At 61.3% G+C, this 16,679-nt stretch carries 15 protein-coding genes; 8 read left to right on the top strand and 7 right to left on the bottom strand.

All coding sequences use genetic code 11. The features are described 5' to 3' along the window. Positions 1 to 889: 889 nt before the first annotated feature. The 6 genes from H043_RS0103035 to H043_RS0103010 all read right to left on the bottom strand — a co-directional run bounded on the left by H043_RS0103035 (position 890) and on the right by H043_RS0103010 (position 8,792). Entirely contained in the window at positions 890 to 1,660 is a 771-nt protein-coding gene (locus tag H043_RS0103035) for an electron transfer flavoprotein subunit beta (RefSeq protein WP_027610654.1), read from the bottom strand. Between the two features lie 10 nt (positions 1,661 to 1,670). Beyond that, positions 1,671 to 2,891 (bottom strand): electron transfer flavoprotein subunit alpha/FixB family protein, encoded by a 1,221-nt coding sequence (locus tag H043_RS0103030; RefSeq protein ID WP_027610653.1) that lies wholly within the window; start codon positions 2,889 to 2,891, stop codon positions 1,671 to 1,673. Next, the gene (gene dgcB, locus H043_RS0103025; protein ID WP_027610652.1) at positions 2,891 to 4,840 is read right to left on the bottom strand and encodes a dimethylglycine demethylation protein DgcB; all 1,950 of its coding nucleotides are present in this window, start codon (positions 4,838 to 4,840) and stop codon (positions 2,891 to 2,893) included. The genes H043_RS0103030 and dgcB overlap by 1 nt, the downstream gene beginning before the upstream one ends. A gap of 153 nt (positions 4,841 to 4,993) precedes the next feature. Then, positions 4,994 to 7,054, bottom strand: a complete 2,061-nt coding sequence (gene dgcA / locus H043_RS0103020; protein WP_027610651.1) for a dimethylglycine demethylation protein DgcA — start codon at positions 7,052 to 7,054, stop codon at positions 4,994 to 4,996. A gap of 15 nt (positions 7,055 to 7,069) precedes the next feature. Further along, positions 7,070 to 7,600: a DUF5943 domain-containing protein gene (locus H043_RS0103015; RefSeq protein ID WP_007926354.1), complete on the bottom strand. Its 531-nt coding sequence runs from the start codon at positions 7,598 to 7,600 to the stop codon at positions 7,070 to 7,072. Positions 7,601 to 7,814: 214 nt separating this feature from the next. Then, on the bottom strand, positions 7,815 to 8,792 hold the full coding sequence (locus H043_RS0103010; RefSeq protein ID WP_027610650.1) for a dipeptidase: 978 nt from the start codon (positions 8,790 to 8,792) through the stop codon (positions 7,815 to 7,817). Between the two features lie 234 nt (positions 8,793 to 9,026). Between H043_RS0103010 and H043_RS0103005 the strand changes: the two genes are divergently transcribed. Both H043_RS0103005 and H043_RS0103000 read left to right on the top strand, forming a co-directional pair. Further along, positions 9,027 to 9,428 carry a lysozyme inhibitor LprI family protein gene (locus H043_RS0103005; protein WP_027610649.1) on the top strand — a complete coding sequence of 134 codons (402 nt, stop codon included), beginning with the start codon at positions 9,027 to 9,029 and terminating at the stop codon, positions 9,426 to 9,428. A gap of 48 nt (positions 9,429 to 9,476) precedes the next feature. Next, positions 9,477 to 9,893, top strand: coding sequence for a DUF3010 family protein (locus H043_RS0103000; protein ID WP_027610648.1), 417 nt, complete (start codon positions 9,477 to 9,479; stop codon positions 9,891 to 9,893). Between the two features lie 139 nt (positions 9,894 to 10,032). On the opposite strand, the gene H043_RS0102995 is transcribed toward H043_RS0103000, so the two are convergent. Beyond that, positions 10,033 to 10,977, bottom strand: coding sequence for a GlxA family transcriptional regulator (locus H043_RS0102995; protein ID WP_027610647.1), 945 nt, complete (start codon positions 10,975 to 10,977; stop codon positions 10,033 to 10,035). Between the two features lie 192 nt (positions 10,978 to 11,169). Here H043_RS0102995 and H043_RS0102990 point away from each other — a divergent pair, with 192 nt between their 5' ends. The 6 genes from H043_RS0102990 (at position 11,170) to H043_RS0102965 (ending at position 16,609) form a co-directional block, all read left to right on the top strand. Continuing rightward, entirely contained in the window at positions 11,170 to 12,114 is a 945-nt protein-coding gene (locus H043_RS0102990; RefSeq protein ID WP_027610646.1) for a choline ABC transporter substrate-binding protein, read from the top strand. Between the two features lie 76 nt (positions 12,115 to 12,190). Then, complete coding sequence (locus H043_RS0102985; RefSeq protein WP_027610645.1) at positions 12,191 to 13,078, top strand: 3-keto-5-aminohexanoate cleavage protein; 888 nt, start codon at positions 12,191 to 12,193, stop codon at positions 13,076 to 13,078. 140 nt (positions 13,079 to 13,218) lie between these two features. Continuing rightward, on the top strand, positions 13,219 to 14,184 hold the full coding sequence (locus H043_RS0102980) for an L-carnitine dehydrogenase (RefSeq protein WP_027610644.1): 966 nt from the start codon (positions 13,219 to 13,221) through the stop codon (positions 14,182 to 14,184). 127 nt (positions 14,185 to 14,311) lie between these two features. Beyond that, positions 14,312 to 14,788, top strand: coding sequence for a thioesterase family protein (locus H043_RS0102975; protein WP_027610643.1), 477 nt, complete (start codon positions 14,312 to 14,314; stop codon positions 14,786 to 14,788). A gap of 23 nt (positions 14,789 to 14,811) precedes the next feature. After that, positions 14,812 to 15,975, top strand: a complete 1,164-nt coding sequence (locus H043_RS0102970) for a gamma-butyrobetaine dioxygenase (RefSeq protein ID WP_027610642.1) — start codon at positions 14,812 to 14,814, stop codon at positions 15,973 to 15,975. Between the two features lie 370 nt (positions 15,976 to 16,345). Then, positions 16,346 to 16,609, top strand: coding sequence for a hypothetical protein (locus tag H043_RS0102965; RefSeq protein WP_007962640.1), 264 nt, complete (start codon positions 16,346 to 16,348; stop codon positions 16,607 to 16,609). Positions 16,610 to 16,679 lie beyond the last annotated feature (70 nt).

Genomic DNA, 16,679 nt, shown 5'->3' with positions numbered 1-16,679 from the left:
GGCGGTGTGGGCGGCTATCCATCATGCGTTCTCCCAGAACCTGATGTGGATAAGTGACGGCTGTCCTTGTGCCATTGCAGTGAAGACAGCGCAGGAATCGAAGTCAAGGCAACGGTTTAGAACTGTATGAAATCTGATCAATTGCTGTTTGGACTATGCCCGACGGGGCCTGCAGGGTTTGGCAAACAAGTTATCCACATAACCGCCCACAGCAATTGGGGGTAACTGTGGATGACTGGAAAAATAACTCGCTGATTTGTGAAGAAAAATCGTGACTTATCCAGAATGATGGTTTGCCAGACACATTGGCTATTTTTTGATCAAGTCTTTGTAAGCCACGGTTTTCATGGCTTGTAGAGGATGGCGAACACGTTATCCACAGAAGCACCAACAGAGTTCGGGGGTAACTTCGCGGCGGCTGTGGAAAAGCGCTGAGGGCTGTGTGAAATCGCGGTCTACACGGGGATTATCAGCTTTAAAAGCTTAATCGATCAATTATTGATCAATCCTATACAGGCCACGTTTTATATGGCTTGCAGCGGACAGCGAACATCTTGTCCACAGAAGCGCCAACAGAGATTGGGGGCAACTCTTGGCGTTATGCAGGAGAAAAAGCCCGGAAAAACCGTGACTTAGGCTGGTTGTTTTTTGAGCTGGAGCCTGGAGGGCTTGATTGGCGTGGGGTACAGGGATGGGCGAACACGTTATCCACAGATCCGCCAACAGGGATTGTGGGTAAACATATTCAGTCAGGTACACATGGATTCCAATGTGGTAGCGAGCCTGCTCGCGAAAGCTTCGGATCAGTCGACATATGTATCAACTGACAATCCGCTTTCGCGAGCAGGCTCGCTCCCACAGAGGGTTCAGAGTCTGGAAGAAGGTGTCGCTAGCGAACGACGCCTTCTTCGATCAGGAGTTTGAGGATCGCTTCCGCCCCGGCCTGCGCGGTGACGCCTTTAAGCACTTGTCCACCGCCGCCACTGGCTTTGGCGGTGGCAGCTTTCATGCGGTCCGCACCGCTCTTGGCCTTGATCACCTTCAAACGTTTCGGCCGTGGCTTGGCCGGTTGCAGTGTGGAGACGGCCAGCAGTTCATCGTCCAGCACGTCGACGTCTTCGGCGTTCAGCACACCGCGCCGCGCCGGACCGTAGGCACTCTGTCGAGGTTTGGGCGCGGCGTTATCCACAGTCGCCAGAAACGGCAGCTTCACCTTCAACCGCCGCCGCTGCCCACGGGGCAAGGCTTGCAGCACCAGCGCCGAACCATCATTGATCGACTCGACCTGCGCCAGCCCGACCACCAGCGGCCAGCCCAGCCCTTCGGCGAGCAAGAACGGCAACATGCCCGAGCCTTCGCCGGTTTCCGCCTGACTGCCGGTCAGCACTACCTGGGCGCTGGCATCACGCAGATACGCGGTCAGCGCCGGCAAGGCGTCCGCGCCAGCGGGTTGCTCCAGCACATGCAGCTGTTCCAGGCCCATGCCCAGATAGGCGCGCAGTGCCGGTTCCGCGACATCCCCGGCATGCAGCACTTGCAGGTTATCCCCAGCCAGTTGCAGGCCCAGTTCTACGGCGCGCGCGTCCTGTTCGGCGCGGCGTGGCCGGCCCGAGGTCGGATGGGCACCGATGGAAACCAGACTGATGATCTTTGTGCTCATAACCCGTTCCTTAAGCCGCATCGCGCTTGGCTTCGTTGCGGTAAGCCGCTACCGCCGCGATCAACGCCTGAAGAATTTCCGCGCTCTCGCCAATCACCGACAGGTCGGCGCGTTTGATCATGTCGCAACCGGGGTCGAGGTTGATCGCCACCACCTTGTCGCAGGCACCAATGCCTTGCAGGTGCTGGATCGCCCCGGAGATACCCACAGCCACGTAAACCCGCGCAGTGACCCAGGTGCCGGACGCACCGACCTGCCGATCACGGGCCATGAAGCCATCGTCTACCGCCACCCGCGAGGCGCCTTCGGTGGCGCCGAGTGCCGCAGCGGTCTGGTGGAACAACGCCCAGTCCTTGACCCCGTTGCCGCCGGAGAAAATGAATTCGGCCTCGGCCATCGGAATCGCCGCCGGGTCCACCGCGACCGCGCCAAGATCCTCGATCCGCGACAGGCTGCGCGCAATCGTTGTGGATAACTCCACCGGCAGTGCCTCATGACGGGTTTCGCTGACCGGTTCGGCGCATTCGGCTGCGGCCAGAATCAAGCGTGCGACCGGACGCGCCAGATCTTGCAGGCCCGCGCCAGCGCGACCGATGCATTCCTGATCCTTGACTTGCCAGACCCGCGTTGCCGGCCGTTCGCCCAGTGCCGCGGCAAAACGCCGACCGAGTTCACCGCCACCGCTGCGGCTGTCCGGCAGCAGCCAGTGACGCGGGTTGAACTGGTTATCCACAGCCCGCAAGCCCTGCACCCGTTGCTCCGGTGCATAACCGCTGAATTGGTCGCCCTCCAGTACCAGCAAGCGATCGACGCCGGCCGTGGCGAAGGCGTTCTCTTTGTGTTCGCCAAACACCACCGCCAGCACCGCGCCGTCGTTGCCGGCCAATTGATGAGCCAGGCCCAGCAAGTCGCGGTCGTGGCTGCTCAGGCGGCCGCCGACCATGTCCGGCACCACGCTGATGTAGAACGCCGGGGCTGGCACCTGATGCAGCGGCAACTGCACTTCAACCGTGGCCGAGCGTTTGACCGCCCCGCCCTGTTGCGCGCCGCTGCGGTCGATACGCTTGATGCCGTTGGGGCCGATGAATCCGATGCCGTGCAGGTTCTTGCGGATGACACCATTGGGGCCCATCCAGCTGTGTTGCGCCGGTTGCATCGCCGCGTGCAACGGGTGCAGGCGGTTACGCGCAATCCATTCGGCGCGCGGGTCGCGGCGGATAATGTCGCTCATCAGTGGGCCTCCGCAGGTTCACGTTTGGCCGGTGCAGTCGGCTTGTTCGGCGCGGCGTCTTCGAGCAGCGCGTCGGCCACCAGTTCGGCGATGTCCTTGATCAGCGGACGCGGTTCGACCACGCCCTCGAGCATCGCAGTGCACTGTGGACAACCTACTGCCACCAGCTCGGCGCCGGTCTCGCGGATGTCATCCATGCGCATGTCGGGGATCCGCTGCTTGCCGGGAATGTCGGTGATCGGCGCACCGCCACCGCCGCCGCAGCAGCGCGAACGGAAGCCGGAACGTTGCATCTCTTTGACCTCGATGCCGAGGGCGCGCAGCACTTCACGCGGCGCCTCGTACTCGCCGTTGTAGCGGCCGAGGTAGCACGGATCGTGGTAGGTCACGCTGTTGCCTTTGTGCTGACCGAGATTGAGCGCACCGGCCTGAATGATTTCCGCCATGTAGGTGCTGTGGTGCTGCACCAGGTAGTTGCCGTCGAACGCGCCGTACTCGTTTTTCAGCACATGGAAGCTATGCGGATCGCAGGTGACGATGCGGTTGAAGCTGTATTTGGCCAGGGTCTGGATATTGCGTTTGGCGAGCAGCTGGAAGGTCGCTTCGTCGCCTAAACGCCGGGCCACATCACCGCTGTCACGTTCTTCGAGGCCGAGCACCGCAAAGTCGACCTTCGCGGCTTTCAGCACTTTGACGAACGCACGCAAGGTGCGCTGGTTGCGCATGTCGAAGGCGCCGTCGCCGACCCAGAACAGTACGTCGGTAGACTTTTTTTCGCTGAGCAGAGTGAGGTTCAGATCCGCCGCCCAGTTCATCCGCCCGCCCGGAGCGAAACCGCCGGGGTTGTCAGTGGCGATGAGGTTTTCCAGGACCTCGGCACCCTTGTTCGGGGTCGCGCCTTTTTCCAGCGTCAGGTGGCGGCGCATGTCGACGATGGCGTCGACGTGCTCGATCATCATCGGGCATTCCTCGACGCAGGCGCGGCAAGTGGTGCACGACCACAGGGTTTCGGCATCGACCAGACCATTGACGATAGGTTGATGCGGATTGCCGCTGTGCTCACCGATTGGCTTGCCCGGATAAGGACTACCGGCAAACTTCGCGTCAGTGCCGCCAGCCAGGCCGACGACCATGTCCTGAATCAGCTTTTTCGGGTTCAGCGGCTGGCCGGCAGCGAAGGCCGGGCACGCCGCTTCGCACTTGCCGCACTGCACGCAGGCGTCAAAACCGAGCAACTGGTTCCAGGTGAAATCCTTGGGTTTTTCCACGCCGAGCGGCGCGCTTGGATCATTCAGATCCAGCGGTTTCAAACCGGTGGAACGACCGCCGCCAAAGCGCTCGGCGCGGCGGTGCCAAGCCAGGTGCAGGGCGCCGGCGAAGGCGTGCTTCATCGGCCCGCCCCAGGTCATGCCGAAGAACAACTCCGACACGCCCCACAAAACACCGAGCCCGAGAATCGCCGCCAGCAGCCAGCCGCCGAAGTTCTCCGGAAGGATTCCGGCCACCGGCAGGGTCACCAGGAAGAACGAGGCGGAGAAAGCCAGCAGGCTTTTCGGCAGGCGCATCCACGGGCCTTTCGACAACCGTGCCGGCGGATTGAGCCGGCGCCGATAAACGAAGAGCGCACCGACGAACATCACCGCCGTCATCAGCAGCAGCGCATAGCCGAGGATGCGGTTATGCAGGCCGAAACCGTGCACCAGAATCGCCAGCACGATCGACGCCACCGCACCACCGGCCGTGGCGACGTGGGTGTTGGCGATGTATTTGTCCCGCGCCACCACGTGGTGCAGATCGACCATGTAACGCTTGGGCATGGCGAACAGGCCGCCGAGCAGATCGACCTTCGAGGCCCGGCCCCGACGCCACATGGCCACCCGCCGCAACGCACCCAGCACCGCAAGGGCCAGGGCTGCGAACAACAGGATTGGAAGAAGGGTGTTCAACATGGTGAAGCTCCCACCAGTACAGCCTGGAGAAACACGGTCCGCTTTACTGTGGGAGCGAGCCTGCTCGCGAAAGCGCTGGGTCAGTCGACATCATCGTCAACTGACAGATTGCATTCGCGAGCAGGCTCGCTCCCACAGGGTTTGGTGCAAGTCTTAGAAGTCTTTGCAAAGGCGCAACGCGTCATAGATCGCAGCATGGGTATTACGCTGCGCCACGCAGTCGCCGATGCGGAACAGCAAGTAGCCGTCGCCCGCCTCGCTCAGCGAAGGTTGCGGCTGGATCGCGAACAACGCTTCCACGTCGATCTGGCCCTTGTTGCGCGAACCCTCTTTGAGCGCGTAGTAGATTTCCTCATCCGGACGCACGCCGTTTTCCACCACCACCTGATCCACCACCCGCTCCTCTTTGGCGCCGGTGTATTCGTTCTCCAGCACCGCCACCAGCTTGTCGCCTTCGCGGTAGACCTTTTCCAGCATCATGTCGCCGGTCATGATCACTTCTTTCGGGTACATGCTGCGGTAGTAGGTCGGGAACGACGTACCGCCGATGGCCACGCCCGGCTTGATGTCGTCGGTAACGATCTCGACCTGGCTGCCCTTGTCGGCGAGGAAGTCGGCCACCGACATGCCGGTAAACTCGCAAATGGTGTCGTAGACCAGCACGTTCTTGCCCGGCGCGACCTTGCCGTCGAGCACGTCCCAGCTGCTGACCACCAAGCCTTCGGCGGCGCCCCAGTGTTCGTTCTGCTCAAGGAACGGATGCCCACCGACCGCCAGCACCACCACGTCCGGACGCAGATCCATAATGGTTGCCGCATCGGCCGCCGTGCCCAGACGCAGGTCGACTTTCAGCCGCGCCAGTTCCAGCTGGAACCAGCGGGTGATGCCGGCGATCTGGTCGCGCTGCGGCGCTTTCGACGCGGTAGTGATCTGCCCGCCGATAAATTCTTTCTTCTCGAACAGGGTCACGTCGTGGCCACGCTCGGCAGAGACGCGTGCTGCTTCCATCCCGGCCGGGCCGGCACCAACGATCACCACTTTGCGTTTGACGCCTGTGGACTTCTCGATGATGTGCGGCACGCCCATGTATTCACGAGAGGTCGCGGCGTTCTGGATGCACAGCACGTCCAGACCTTGATACTGACGATCGATGCAGTAGTTGGCGCCGACGCACTGTTTGATCTGGTCGATCTGGCCCATCTTGATCTTGGCGATCAGGTGCGGGTCAGCGATGTGCGCACGGGTCATGCCGACCATGTCGACGTAACCGCCTTCAAGGATGCGCGTGGCCTGGTTCGGGTCCTTGATGTTCTGCGCGTGCAGCACCGGCACCTTGACCACTTCCTTGATTCCGGCCGCCAGGTGCAGGAACGGCTCCGGCGGATAGCTCATGTTCGGAATCACGTTGGCCAGGGTGTTGTGGGTGTCGCAACCCGAGCCGACGACGCCGATGAAATCGAGCATGCCGGTGTCGTCGTAATACTTGGCGATCTGCTTCATGTCCTCGTGGGAGAGACCGTCCGGGTGGAACTCGTCACCGCAGATACGCATGCCCACGCAGAAATCGTCACCGACCTCAGCGCGCACGGCTTTCAGCACTTCCAGACCGAACTTCATCCGGCCTTCGAAGCTGCCACCCCATTCATCGGTACGCTTGTTGACGCGCGGGCTCCAGAACTGGTCGATCATGTGCTGGTGCACGGCAGACAACTCGACGCCGTCCAGGCCACCGGCCTTGGCGCGACGCGCCGCTTGCGCGTAGTTGCCGATCACCCGCCAGATTTCTTCCGGCTCGATGGTCTTGCAGGTCGCACGGTGCACGGGTTCACGGATACCCGACGGCGACATCAGGGTCGGCCAGTGGAAACCATCCCAACGCGAGCGTCGGCCCATGTGGGTAATCTGGATCATGATCTTGGCGCCATGCTTGTGCATGGCGTCGGCCAGGTTCTGGAAGTGCGGGATGATCCGGTCGGTGGACAGGTTGACCGAACTCCACCATTGCTGCGGACTGTCGATGGCGACCACCGACGAACCGCCGCAGATCGCCAGGCCAATGCCGCCCTTGGCTTTCTCTTCGTAGTATTTGACGTAGCGCTCGGTGGTCATGCCACCGTCGGTCGCGTAGACCTCAGCGTGCGCTGTGCTGAGCACGCGGTTGCGGATGGTCAGTTTGCCGATCTGGATCGGCTGGAACATTGCTTCGAAAGCCATGGCGGGTTCCTCGACTTACAACGGCTTGACGGTGAACAGGCCGTCGTCGTGGCCTTCTTCGGAGCCACCGTAGACTTGCTCGGCAACCGTACGAATCTTGCTGCCGCGAGCGGCGAGGATCTGGTCCATGGCGCCGGCAAACCAGCCGGTGAACATGTAGTCAACCTTGCGCCCGACCTTGCCGTAGACGTAGACGAACGCGGAGTGTTCGAGCTTGACGCTGGCGGTGCCTTTATCGAGGTCGATGTCCTGAATCTTGAACAGGCCCCAGCCGCGTTGCGACAGGCGCTTCATGTAGTGTTCGAACACCGCGACGCCTTCCAGGCCGTGACATTCGGCTTCTTTTTCACACCAGTGCCAGGCGGACTTGTAGCCGGCCTTGTAGAGGATTTCGGCATAGGCGTCGGCGCCCAGCACTTCCTCGATGCCCATGTGGTTATTGACGAAAAAGTGGCGTGGCACGTAGAGCATCGGCAGGGCGTCGGAGGTCCAGACACCGGTCTCGCTGTCGACTTCGATTGGCAATTGCGGGGCGATCTTGGCCATGGAAACTTAACTCCAGAAAAATTCGTGGTTGGTGCCGAGCGAAGCTTTTGCTTTGCTCTTATAAACAAGCCGTATGAGTGACTTTGGAGCCGTAGCGAGCACGTCGAGAGCAAGGAAGGACCGGAGCGACAAGCGAGACAGTACGGGACGTACGGCGAGTTTGGCGCGAGGACCTGACGCAGCTATCGGCGAGCGGAGTAGGCTCCAGAGTTATTCATTCGCCCCAGACGTCTTTGAGGACGTTCACCCAGTTCTCGCCCATGATCTTGCGCACCACACGCTCGGAGTGGCCGCGCTTGAGCAGGGTTTCGGTCAGGTTCGGGAACTCGCCGACCGTGCGGATGCCAAGCGGGTTGATGATCTTGCCGAAGCTGGTCAGACGACGGGCGTAGCCCTTGTCGTGGGTCAGGTATTCGAAGAAGTCCTGGCCGTGACCCTGGGTGAAGTCGGTGCCGATGCCGATGGCGTCTTCACCAACGATGTTCATGGTGTATTCGATGGCTTCGGCGTAATCGTCGATGGTCGAATCGATGCCTTTGGCGAGGAACGGCGCGAACATGGTCACGCCAACAAAACCGCCGTGGTCAGCAATGAACTTCAGTTCTTCATCGGACTTGTTGCGTGGGTGCTCTTTCAGACCCGACGGCAGGCAGTGGGAATAGCAGACCGGTTTTTTCGATTCGAGGATGACTTCTTCGGACGTCTTGGAGCCGACATGAGACAGGTCGCACATGACGCCGACGCGATTCATCTCGGCGACGATTTCGCGACCGAAGCCCGACAGGCCGCCGTCACGCTCGTAGCAACCGGTGCCGACCAGGTTCTGGGTGTTGTAGCACATCTGCACGATGCCGACGCCGAGCTGCTTGAACACCTCGACATAGCCGATCTGGTCTTCGAACGCGTGGGCGTTCTGGAAGCCGAAGAGGATGCCGGTCTTGCCCTGCTCCTTGGCACGACGGATGTCGGCGGTGGTGCGCACCGGCATCACCAGGTCGCTGTTTTCGCGGATCAGCTTCTGGCTGGCGGCAATATTGTTCACAGTCGCCTGAAAGCCTTCCCACACCGACACGGTGCAGTTGGCCGCCGTCAGACCGCCCTTGCGCATGTCTTCGAACAGCTCGCGGTTCCATTTGGCAATGATCAGACCGTCGATAACGATGCTGTCGGCGTGTAATTCGGCTGGGCTCATCAGGCGTCCCCTTATTGGCGATTCATGCGCCGAATCGTCTGCCGGCGCTTTGGGGCCAGCATATGCCTCGGTGCCGGGGCGACCGGGTGCAAAAACGACAGGGGAATTGCCGAAAGCGTCAATCCGCGACAAAGGGTCGCCAGGCGTCCCGATCAGCTACCTGTTCAAGCCCGCCAGCTTGAGCCAGAATCTGGCGCATCTTGGATACACCACTGGATTAGAGCGGCGACAACCATGAAATCGATCTTCCTGGCTTTGGCACTGATGGCGACTGGCGTACACGCCGCCGAAGAGACCGACAACAACCCGTGCGACGCGGTGGAAAACGACGTCCAGACCCTGGAATGCTCGACCTACAGCCGCAGTACCGCCGAAGACCTGCTCAAGGACAACTACGCCAGCCTCAACGAACGCATGCAGGCCACCTACGGCAAAAACGCCGCGCAACTGGCCGACATCACCGCCAAACTGAAAACTGCCCAGCAACAATGGCTGAAAACCCGCGACGCCGATTGCGCCGTGGAAGCCTTCCCCGCCACCGAAGGCAGCAAGGCATTCAAGATTGCGCAGAATGACTGCGTGGCACGGATGAGTGACGAACGGTCGGAGTTTTTGGAGTCGATCGGGCAGGAATGAGGATCTGCGCTGTAAGCTGCACCTCATATAGCCAATCAAGGGACACTCATGAACATCTGCGGCATCGAAATCAAAGGCAGCGAAGCGATCATCGCCGTGGCCTCCCTTGACGGGGCAACGCTGAGCCATGTGGCGCTCAACACCAAGAAAATCGCCCTCGACGATGATGACGAGGCAGCCAACGTCAAACGCTTCGCGGCGCAGGTCGCTTCGTTTGTGCGCGAGCATTCGATTGACCGGATTGCGATCAAGAAGCGCAGCAAGAAGGGTGAGTTTGCCGGTGGGCCGACCACGTTCAAGATCGAAGGTGTGTTTCAGTTGCTGGAGGGGTGCGAGGTAACGCTATTGTCGCCGCAGACGATCAATGCGCAGGCCAAGAAGCACAACTTTGAGCTGCCGGGGACGCTGAACAAGTATCAGCATGAGGCTTACAAGGCGGCGTGTTCGGCGTTGGTGAAGAAGTAACCTTTTCTTCAGACACTGAAGATCAAAAATGTGGGAGCGGGCTTGCTCGCGAATGCGGAGTGTCAGTCGACACATGAGTTGACTGATCCACCGCATTCGCGAGCAAGCCCGCTCCCACATTGGTTTTGTGTACATTCATTCAGGCTTGGGCGGTACGCCGGTCTTCGCGGGGGCAGCGAGCGAACCTCGCTCGATAGCTGCGGGTGAAATACGACGGTGATTCAAAGCCGCAGGCGATGCTGACTTCGAGCACGCTCATATCGGTCTGACGCAACAGCTGCCGGGCTTTCTCCAATCGCAGGCGCAGATAAAAATTGCTCGGTGTGTCGTTCAGATGCAGCCGAAACAGGCGCTCCAGTTGCCGCCGTGTCACCTTGATCGATTCCGCCAGTTGCAGCGTGGTCAGCGGTGGTTCGCTGTGTTGTTCCATCTCGCCAATCACTTGCACCAACTTCTTGTTGTTGATGCCGTAGCGCGTGGCGACTTCCATGCGCTGGTGGTCCTTGCGCGGACGAATCCGCCCCAGCACGAATTGTTCGCTGACCTGAATCGCCAGTTGCGGGCCGTGGGCCTGGGCGATCAGATCAAGCATCAGATCGATAGACGCCGTGCCGCCCGCCGAGGTGATGCGCCGCCGGTCAATCTCGAACAGTTCCTGGGTGACGCTGAGCTGTGGATAAGATTCCTTGAACGCATCGATGGCTTCCCAGTGCAGGGTCAGGCGATGGCCGTCAAGCAGGCCGGCCTCCGCGAGGACGAAGCTGCCGGTGTCGATAGCGCCAAGGGTCACGCCTTCGTTGTCCAGGCGGCGCAGCCAGTGCTCAAGGGTTGGCGTGGCGAACTTCAGCGGTTCGAATCCGGCCACCACTAACAGCGTCGCACCTTTCTTCAGCGGCTCCAGCGCCGCGTCGGCGTTGACCGACATGCCGTTGCTCGCCAGCACCGCCCCGCCATCGGCGCTGAGCACGTGCCAGCGGTACAGCTCGCCACGAAAACGGTTGGCCACCCGCAGCGGTTCGATCGCGGAGATAAAGCCGATGGCGGAAAACCCCGGCATCAGCAGAAAGTAGAAATCCTGGGACATGTGCGCACTCGGTTAGCGGGTAGCGTGGATCGTTGATACGCCGATTGTCGTCAGCGTTCAAGCGCACAGGTCGCTACAGTGCAAATGCCAGTCGCCGCAGTGCGCTTTCACGGGGCCGTTGCTGCGTAACTTGGCATCACCGGCACGCCAGATGCCGGAACTCACAATAAACGACCTGCCGAGGAACCCGACATGAAACGACTGATCAGCAGCTGTGTTCTTGCACTCAGCGGTACCGCTTTCTTGAGCGCCAGCGTCATGGCAGCCGAACCCGCCTCGTGCCAGAACGTGCGCATGGGCGTCGTCAACTGGACCGACGTGATCGCCACCAGTGCCATGACCCAGGTCCTGCTCGACGGCCTCGGCTACAGCACCAAACAAACCAGCGCGTCCCAGCAAATCATCTTCGCCGGGATCCGCGATCAGCGTCTGGACCTGTTCCTCGGTTACTGGAACCCGCTGATGACCCAGACCATCACCCCGTTCGTCGACGCCAATCAGGTCAAGGTCCTGCCGGCGCCAAGCTTGAAGGACGCCCGCGCCACCCTCGCGGTGCCGACCTATTTGGCGGACAAGGGCCTGAAAACCTTCGCCGACATCGCCAAATTCGAGAAGGAACTGGGCGGCAAGATCTACGGCATCGAGCCGGGTTCGGGCGCCAACACGCAGATCAAGGCGATGATCGCCAAGAACCAGTTCGGCCTCGGCAAATTCCAGCTGGTCGAGTCCAGCGAAGCCGGGATGCTCGCCGCCGTCGACCGCGCCGTGCGCCGCAAAGAGGCCGTGGTGTTCTTCGGCTGGGCGCCGCACCCGATGAACGTCAACGTCAAGATGACTTACCTCACTGGCAGCGAGGACGCCCTCGGCCCGAACGAAGGCATGGCCACGGTATGGACTGTCACCGCGCCGAAATACGCTGAACAGTGCCCGAACATCGGTCGCCTGCTGAGCAACCTGACGTTCACCGCCGAAGACGAGAGCCGGATGATGCAGCCACTGCTCGATCACAAGGACGCCTTCGAATCGGCCAAGCAATGGCTCAAGGATCACCCCGAAGACAAGCAGCGCTGGCTGGAAGGTGTAACCACCTTCGACGGCAAACCGGCCGCTGAAAATCTGCAACTGACCAGCAAATAACCCAAGCCCGAACACACGCTTCGCAGCCCGAGAAAAGGCTGCGAACAGACCCATCACGCCTGAAGGAAACCGCACCATGAACCACGACGTCATCATCACCTGCGCACTCACCGGTGCTGGCGACACGACCGCCAAAAGCCCCCACGTGCCGGTCACCCCGAAACAGATTGCAGCGGCTGCCGTGGAAGCAGCCAAGGCCGGCGCCACCGTTGTGCATTGCCATGTGCGCGACCCGCAGACCGGCAAGTTCAGCCGTGACGTGGCGCTGTACCGCGAAGTGATGGAGCGCATCCGTGAGGCCGACGTCGACATCATCGTCAACCTCACCGCCGGCATGGGCGGCGACCTCGAAATCGGTGCCGGCGAGCACCCGATGGAGTTCGGCCCGAACACCGATCTGGTCGGCCCGCTGACCCGTCTGGCTCACGTTGAAGAACTGCTGCCGGAAATCTGCACCCTCGATTGCGGAACGCTGAACTTCGGCGACGGCGACACCATTTACGTCTCGACCCCGGCGCAACTGCGCGCCGGCGCCAAGCGCATCACCGAGCTGGGGGTGAAGGCCGAGCTGGAAATTTTCGACACCGGCCACCTGTGGTTCGCCAAGCAGATGATCAAGGAAGGCTTGCTCGACAACCCGCTGTTCCAGCTGTGCCTGGGCATCCCGTGGGGTGCGCCGGCCGACACCACCACCATGAAAGCCATGGTCGACAACCTGCCCGCCGATGCGGTGTGGGCCGGGTTCGGCATCGGCCGCATGCAGATGCCAATGGCCGCGCAAGCGGTGTTGCTCGGCGGCAACGTGCGGGTCGGCCTGGAAGACAACCTGTGGCTGGACAAGGGCGTGCTGGCGACCAACGGTCAACTGGTCGAACGCGCCAACGAGATCCTCAGCCGCCTCGGCGCTCGCGTACTGACCCCGGCTGAGGGCCGCAAGAAGATGGGCCTGACCCAGCGCGGCTGACCCAGCACTCATTTCCCCCTGTGGGAGCGGGCTTGCTCGCGAAGGCGCTGGCTCTGCCCATAAAGATGCGTCGGATGTACCGGCCTCTTCGCGAGCAAGCCCGCTCCCACAGTTTTTTGTGCCAAATTCAGGAAATCACCATGAGCTTTATCACCGACATCAAAACCTTCGCCGCCCTCGGCAGCGGTGTCATCGGCAGCGGCTGGGTCGCGCGTGCCCTCGCCCATGGCCTCGACGTGGTGGCCTGGGACCCGGCGCCCGGCGCTGAAGCTGCGCTGCGCAAACGCGTGGCGAATGCCTGGGGTGCGCTGGAGAAAAACGGTCTGGCGCCCGGTGCTTCGCAGGATCGTCTGCGTTTTGTCGCGACCATCGAAGAATGCGTGCGCGATGCCGATTTCATTCAGGAAAGTGCCCCGGAACGCATCGAGCTGAAACTCGATCTGCACAGCAAAATCAGCGCAGCGGCCAAGCCTGATGCCTTGATCGGATCGAGCACTTCCGGCCTGTTGCCGAGCGAGTTCTACGAGAGCTCGACCCACCCTGAACGCTGCGTGGTCGGGCACCCGTTCAACCCGGTTTACCTGCTGCCGCTGGTGGAAGTGGTCGGCGGCAAGAACACCGCGCCCGAGGCCGTGCAAGCGGCGATGAAAGTCTACGAATCCCTCGGCATGCGCCCGCTGCATGTGCGCAAGGAAGTGCCGGGATTCATCGCTGACCGTCTGCTCGAAGCGCTGTGGCGCGAGGCGCTGCACCTGGTCAACGACGGGGTGGCGACCACTGGCGAGATCGACGACGCGATCCGTTTTGGCGCCGGGCTGCGCTGGTCGTTCATGGGCACGTTCCTGACCTATACGCTGGCCGGCGGTGACGCGGGGATGCGTCACTTCATGTCGCAGTTCGGCCCCGCGTTGCAGTTGCCGTGGACTTATCTGCCGGCACCGGAACTGACCGATAAGCTGATCGACGATGTGGTCGATGGCACCAGCGACCAGCTCGGCCGCCACAGCATTTCAGCACTGGAGCGCTATCGTGATGACTGCCTGCTGGCGGTGCTGGAGGCGGTGAAGACCACCAAGGAAAAGCACGGGATGAGTTTCAGCGAGTAATCCTTGCTCAGCAGTTCCGGCCCCTTCGCGAGCAAGCCCGCTCCCACAGGTGACCGCATTCCAATGTGGGAGCGGGCTTGCTCGCGAAGACGGCAGCCCAGTCACTATTAATGTTGGATCTGACACCATGCCCACTCTCACCACCTACCAAACCACCATCATCCCCGACTGGGTCGACTACAACGGCCACCTGCGCGACGCCTTCTACCTGCTGATTTTCAGCTACGCCACCGACGCGCTGATGGACCGCCTCGGCATGGACAGCAACAACCGCGAAGCCCGCGGCCATTCGCTGTTCACCCTGGAACTGCACCTGAATTATCTGCACGAAGTGAAGCTCGACGCCGAGGTCGAGGTGCGCACGCAGATCATCGGTCACGACAGCAAACGCCTGCACCTCTATCACAGCCTGCACCTGGCCGGCGACGACCAGGAACTGGCCGGTAACGAGCAGATGCTGTTGCACGTCGACCTCGCCGGCCCACGTTCCGCGCCGTTCACCCCGGACACCTTGAGCCGCCTGCAAGCCATCGCCGCCGAGCAAGTCGATCTGCCCGCCCCGGCTTACATCGGCCGTGTCATCGCTCTGCCACCCGCCCGTTAATCCCTCCCACGCAAGGAGCCGCCATGCACACCGCTGCCGCTGTTGCCGATTTCCGTACTTATCCGTTGATCAGCGCGCTGAGCGGCGTGCAGAACCTGGCGGATCGCGTGTCGATTGCCTGGGCCGACGGCCGCATCAGCCCGTTCCATCACGTCTGGTTGCGAGATAACTGCCCGTGCGAGCAGTGCGTCTACAACGTCACCCGTGAGCAGGTATTCGAGATCGTCGATGCTGCGCCGGATCTCGTCCCCGCCAACGCGCACATCGACAGCGACGGCTGTCTGCAGATCGACTGGCAGGACGGCCATCGCAGTCGCTTCGATCCGGGCTGGCTGCGCGCGCACGCCTATGACGACGAGTCCCGCTCCGAACGTCTGGCGGCCAAACCCAAGGCTTACCTGTGGCGCAGCGATTTGCAGCTACCGGTATTCGAATATTCAGCGCTGATGAACGACAACGGCGCGCTGCTGCAATGGTTGATCGCGGTACGCGACATCGGCCTGACTCAGGTGCGCGGCGTGCCCACCGAACCAGGTTCGCTGAAGCTGATCGCGCAGCGCATTTCGTTCATCCGCGAGAGCAACTTCGGCGTGCTGTTCAACGTGCAGTCCAAGGCCGATGCCGACAGCAACGCCTACACCGCTTTCAATCTGCCATTGCACACCGATTTGCCGACTCGCGAACTGCAACCGGGTCTGCAATTTCTGCATTGCCTGGTGAATGATGCCGAGGGTGGCGAGAGTATTTTTGTCGACGGTTTTGCGATTGCCGATGCTTTGCGTCAGGAAGCACCGGAGCTGTTTCAGGCGCTGTGCGAAATCCCCGTGGAGTTTCGCAACAAGGACCGCCACAGCGACTATCGTTGCCTGGCGCCGATCATTGCGCTGGATGCGCTGGGCCGAGTCGCGGAGGTTCGCATGGCGAACTTTTTGCGCGGTGCATTCGATACATCGGTGGAGCAAATGCCGCTGCTGTACCGGGCCTATCGGCGCTTGATCGCCATGACCCGTGAGCCACGTTTTCGCCTGATGCAGCGACTCAATCCGGGTGAGCTGTGGTGCTTCGATAACCGCCGCACGCTGCATGCGCGCAATGCGTTTGATCCAGCGACCGGGGCGCGGCATTTCCAGGGCTGCTACATCGATCGGGATGAGTTGTTGTCGCGGATTCTGGTGTTGCAACGGTAAACCGCGTCATCGTTCTTCGCGAGCAGGCTCGCTCCCACACTGGAAATGCATTTCAAATGTGGGAGCGAGCCTGCTCGCGAAGGCGTCAGCGCCAACCACACCCCTCTCCCGGATTCACAGGCAAAAAAAGCCCCGATACAAGCCGTGACAGGATCGGGGCAGAGGGTACTGTTGAGGAGCTGCCAGTCGAGGGTGACCAAACCGTCTGTAGCGAGCTGAGGTCAGTGTGCCGACTCCCCTTGGCACTGAGTTAGCCGAAAACGACCTGTTCATAGCCGTCGCGGCCACTGCGACAAATCGCCCTTGCCGTGCCTCCACATGCCCACCAGAATCGAGTCACGACCTCCGTTGCCGAAGAAGGAAGCGCGCCATGATGTATGCCGATTTGATCGATCAGGAAGACTTGTTGGGCCAGCTCAAGGCATTGGGTTTTCAAGTGCCGAGCGGTTCGACCGCCGAGCAGGCCTGTGAGTGTGCGGTGCGTGGTCTGGACAATGTTCGCGCGTTTGAATTGCGCAAGATGGTCAAGGACATGTACACCAGCGGCGCCAGTATCCAGCCTGCGGTGCGCCAGGCGATCGACAAGCAGTTGTTGCCGGCGTTGGCGGATTACCAGCAAAGCCATAGCGCCTGATAAATCCATTCGCGAGCAGGCTCGCTCCCACATTTGAAATGCATTCCAGGTGGGAGCGAGCCTGCTCGCG

Origin of the sequence: Pseudomonas sp. URIL14HWK12:I6 (assembly GCF_000514195.1) — a bacterium.
In the GTDB taxonomy this organism is placed as follows: Bacteria; Pseudomonadota; Gammaproteobacteria; order Pseudomonadales; family Pseudomonadaceae; genus Aquipseudomonas; species Aquipseudomonas putida_A.
The sequence above is the reverse complement of the archived record's forward strand: the minus strand, read 5'-3'. Positions and strand labels throughout refer to the sequence as shown.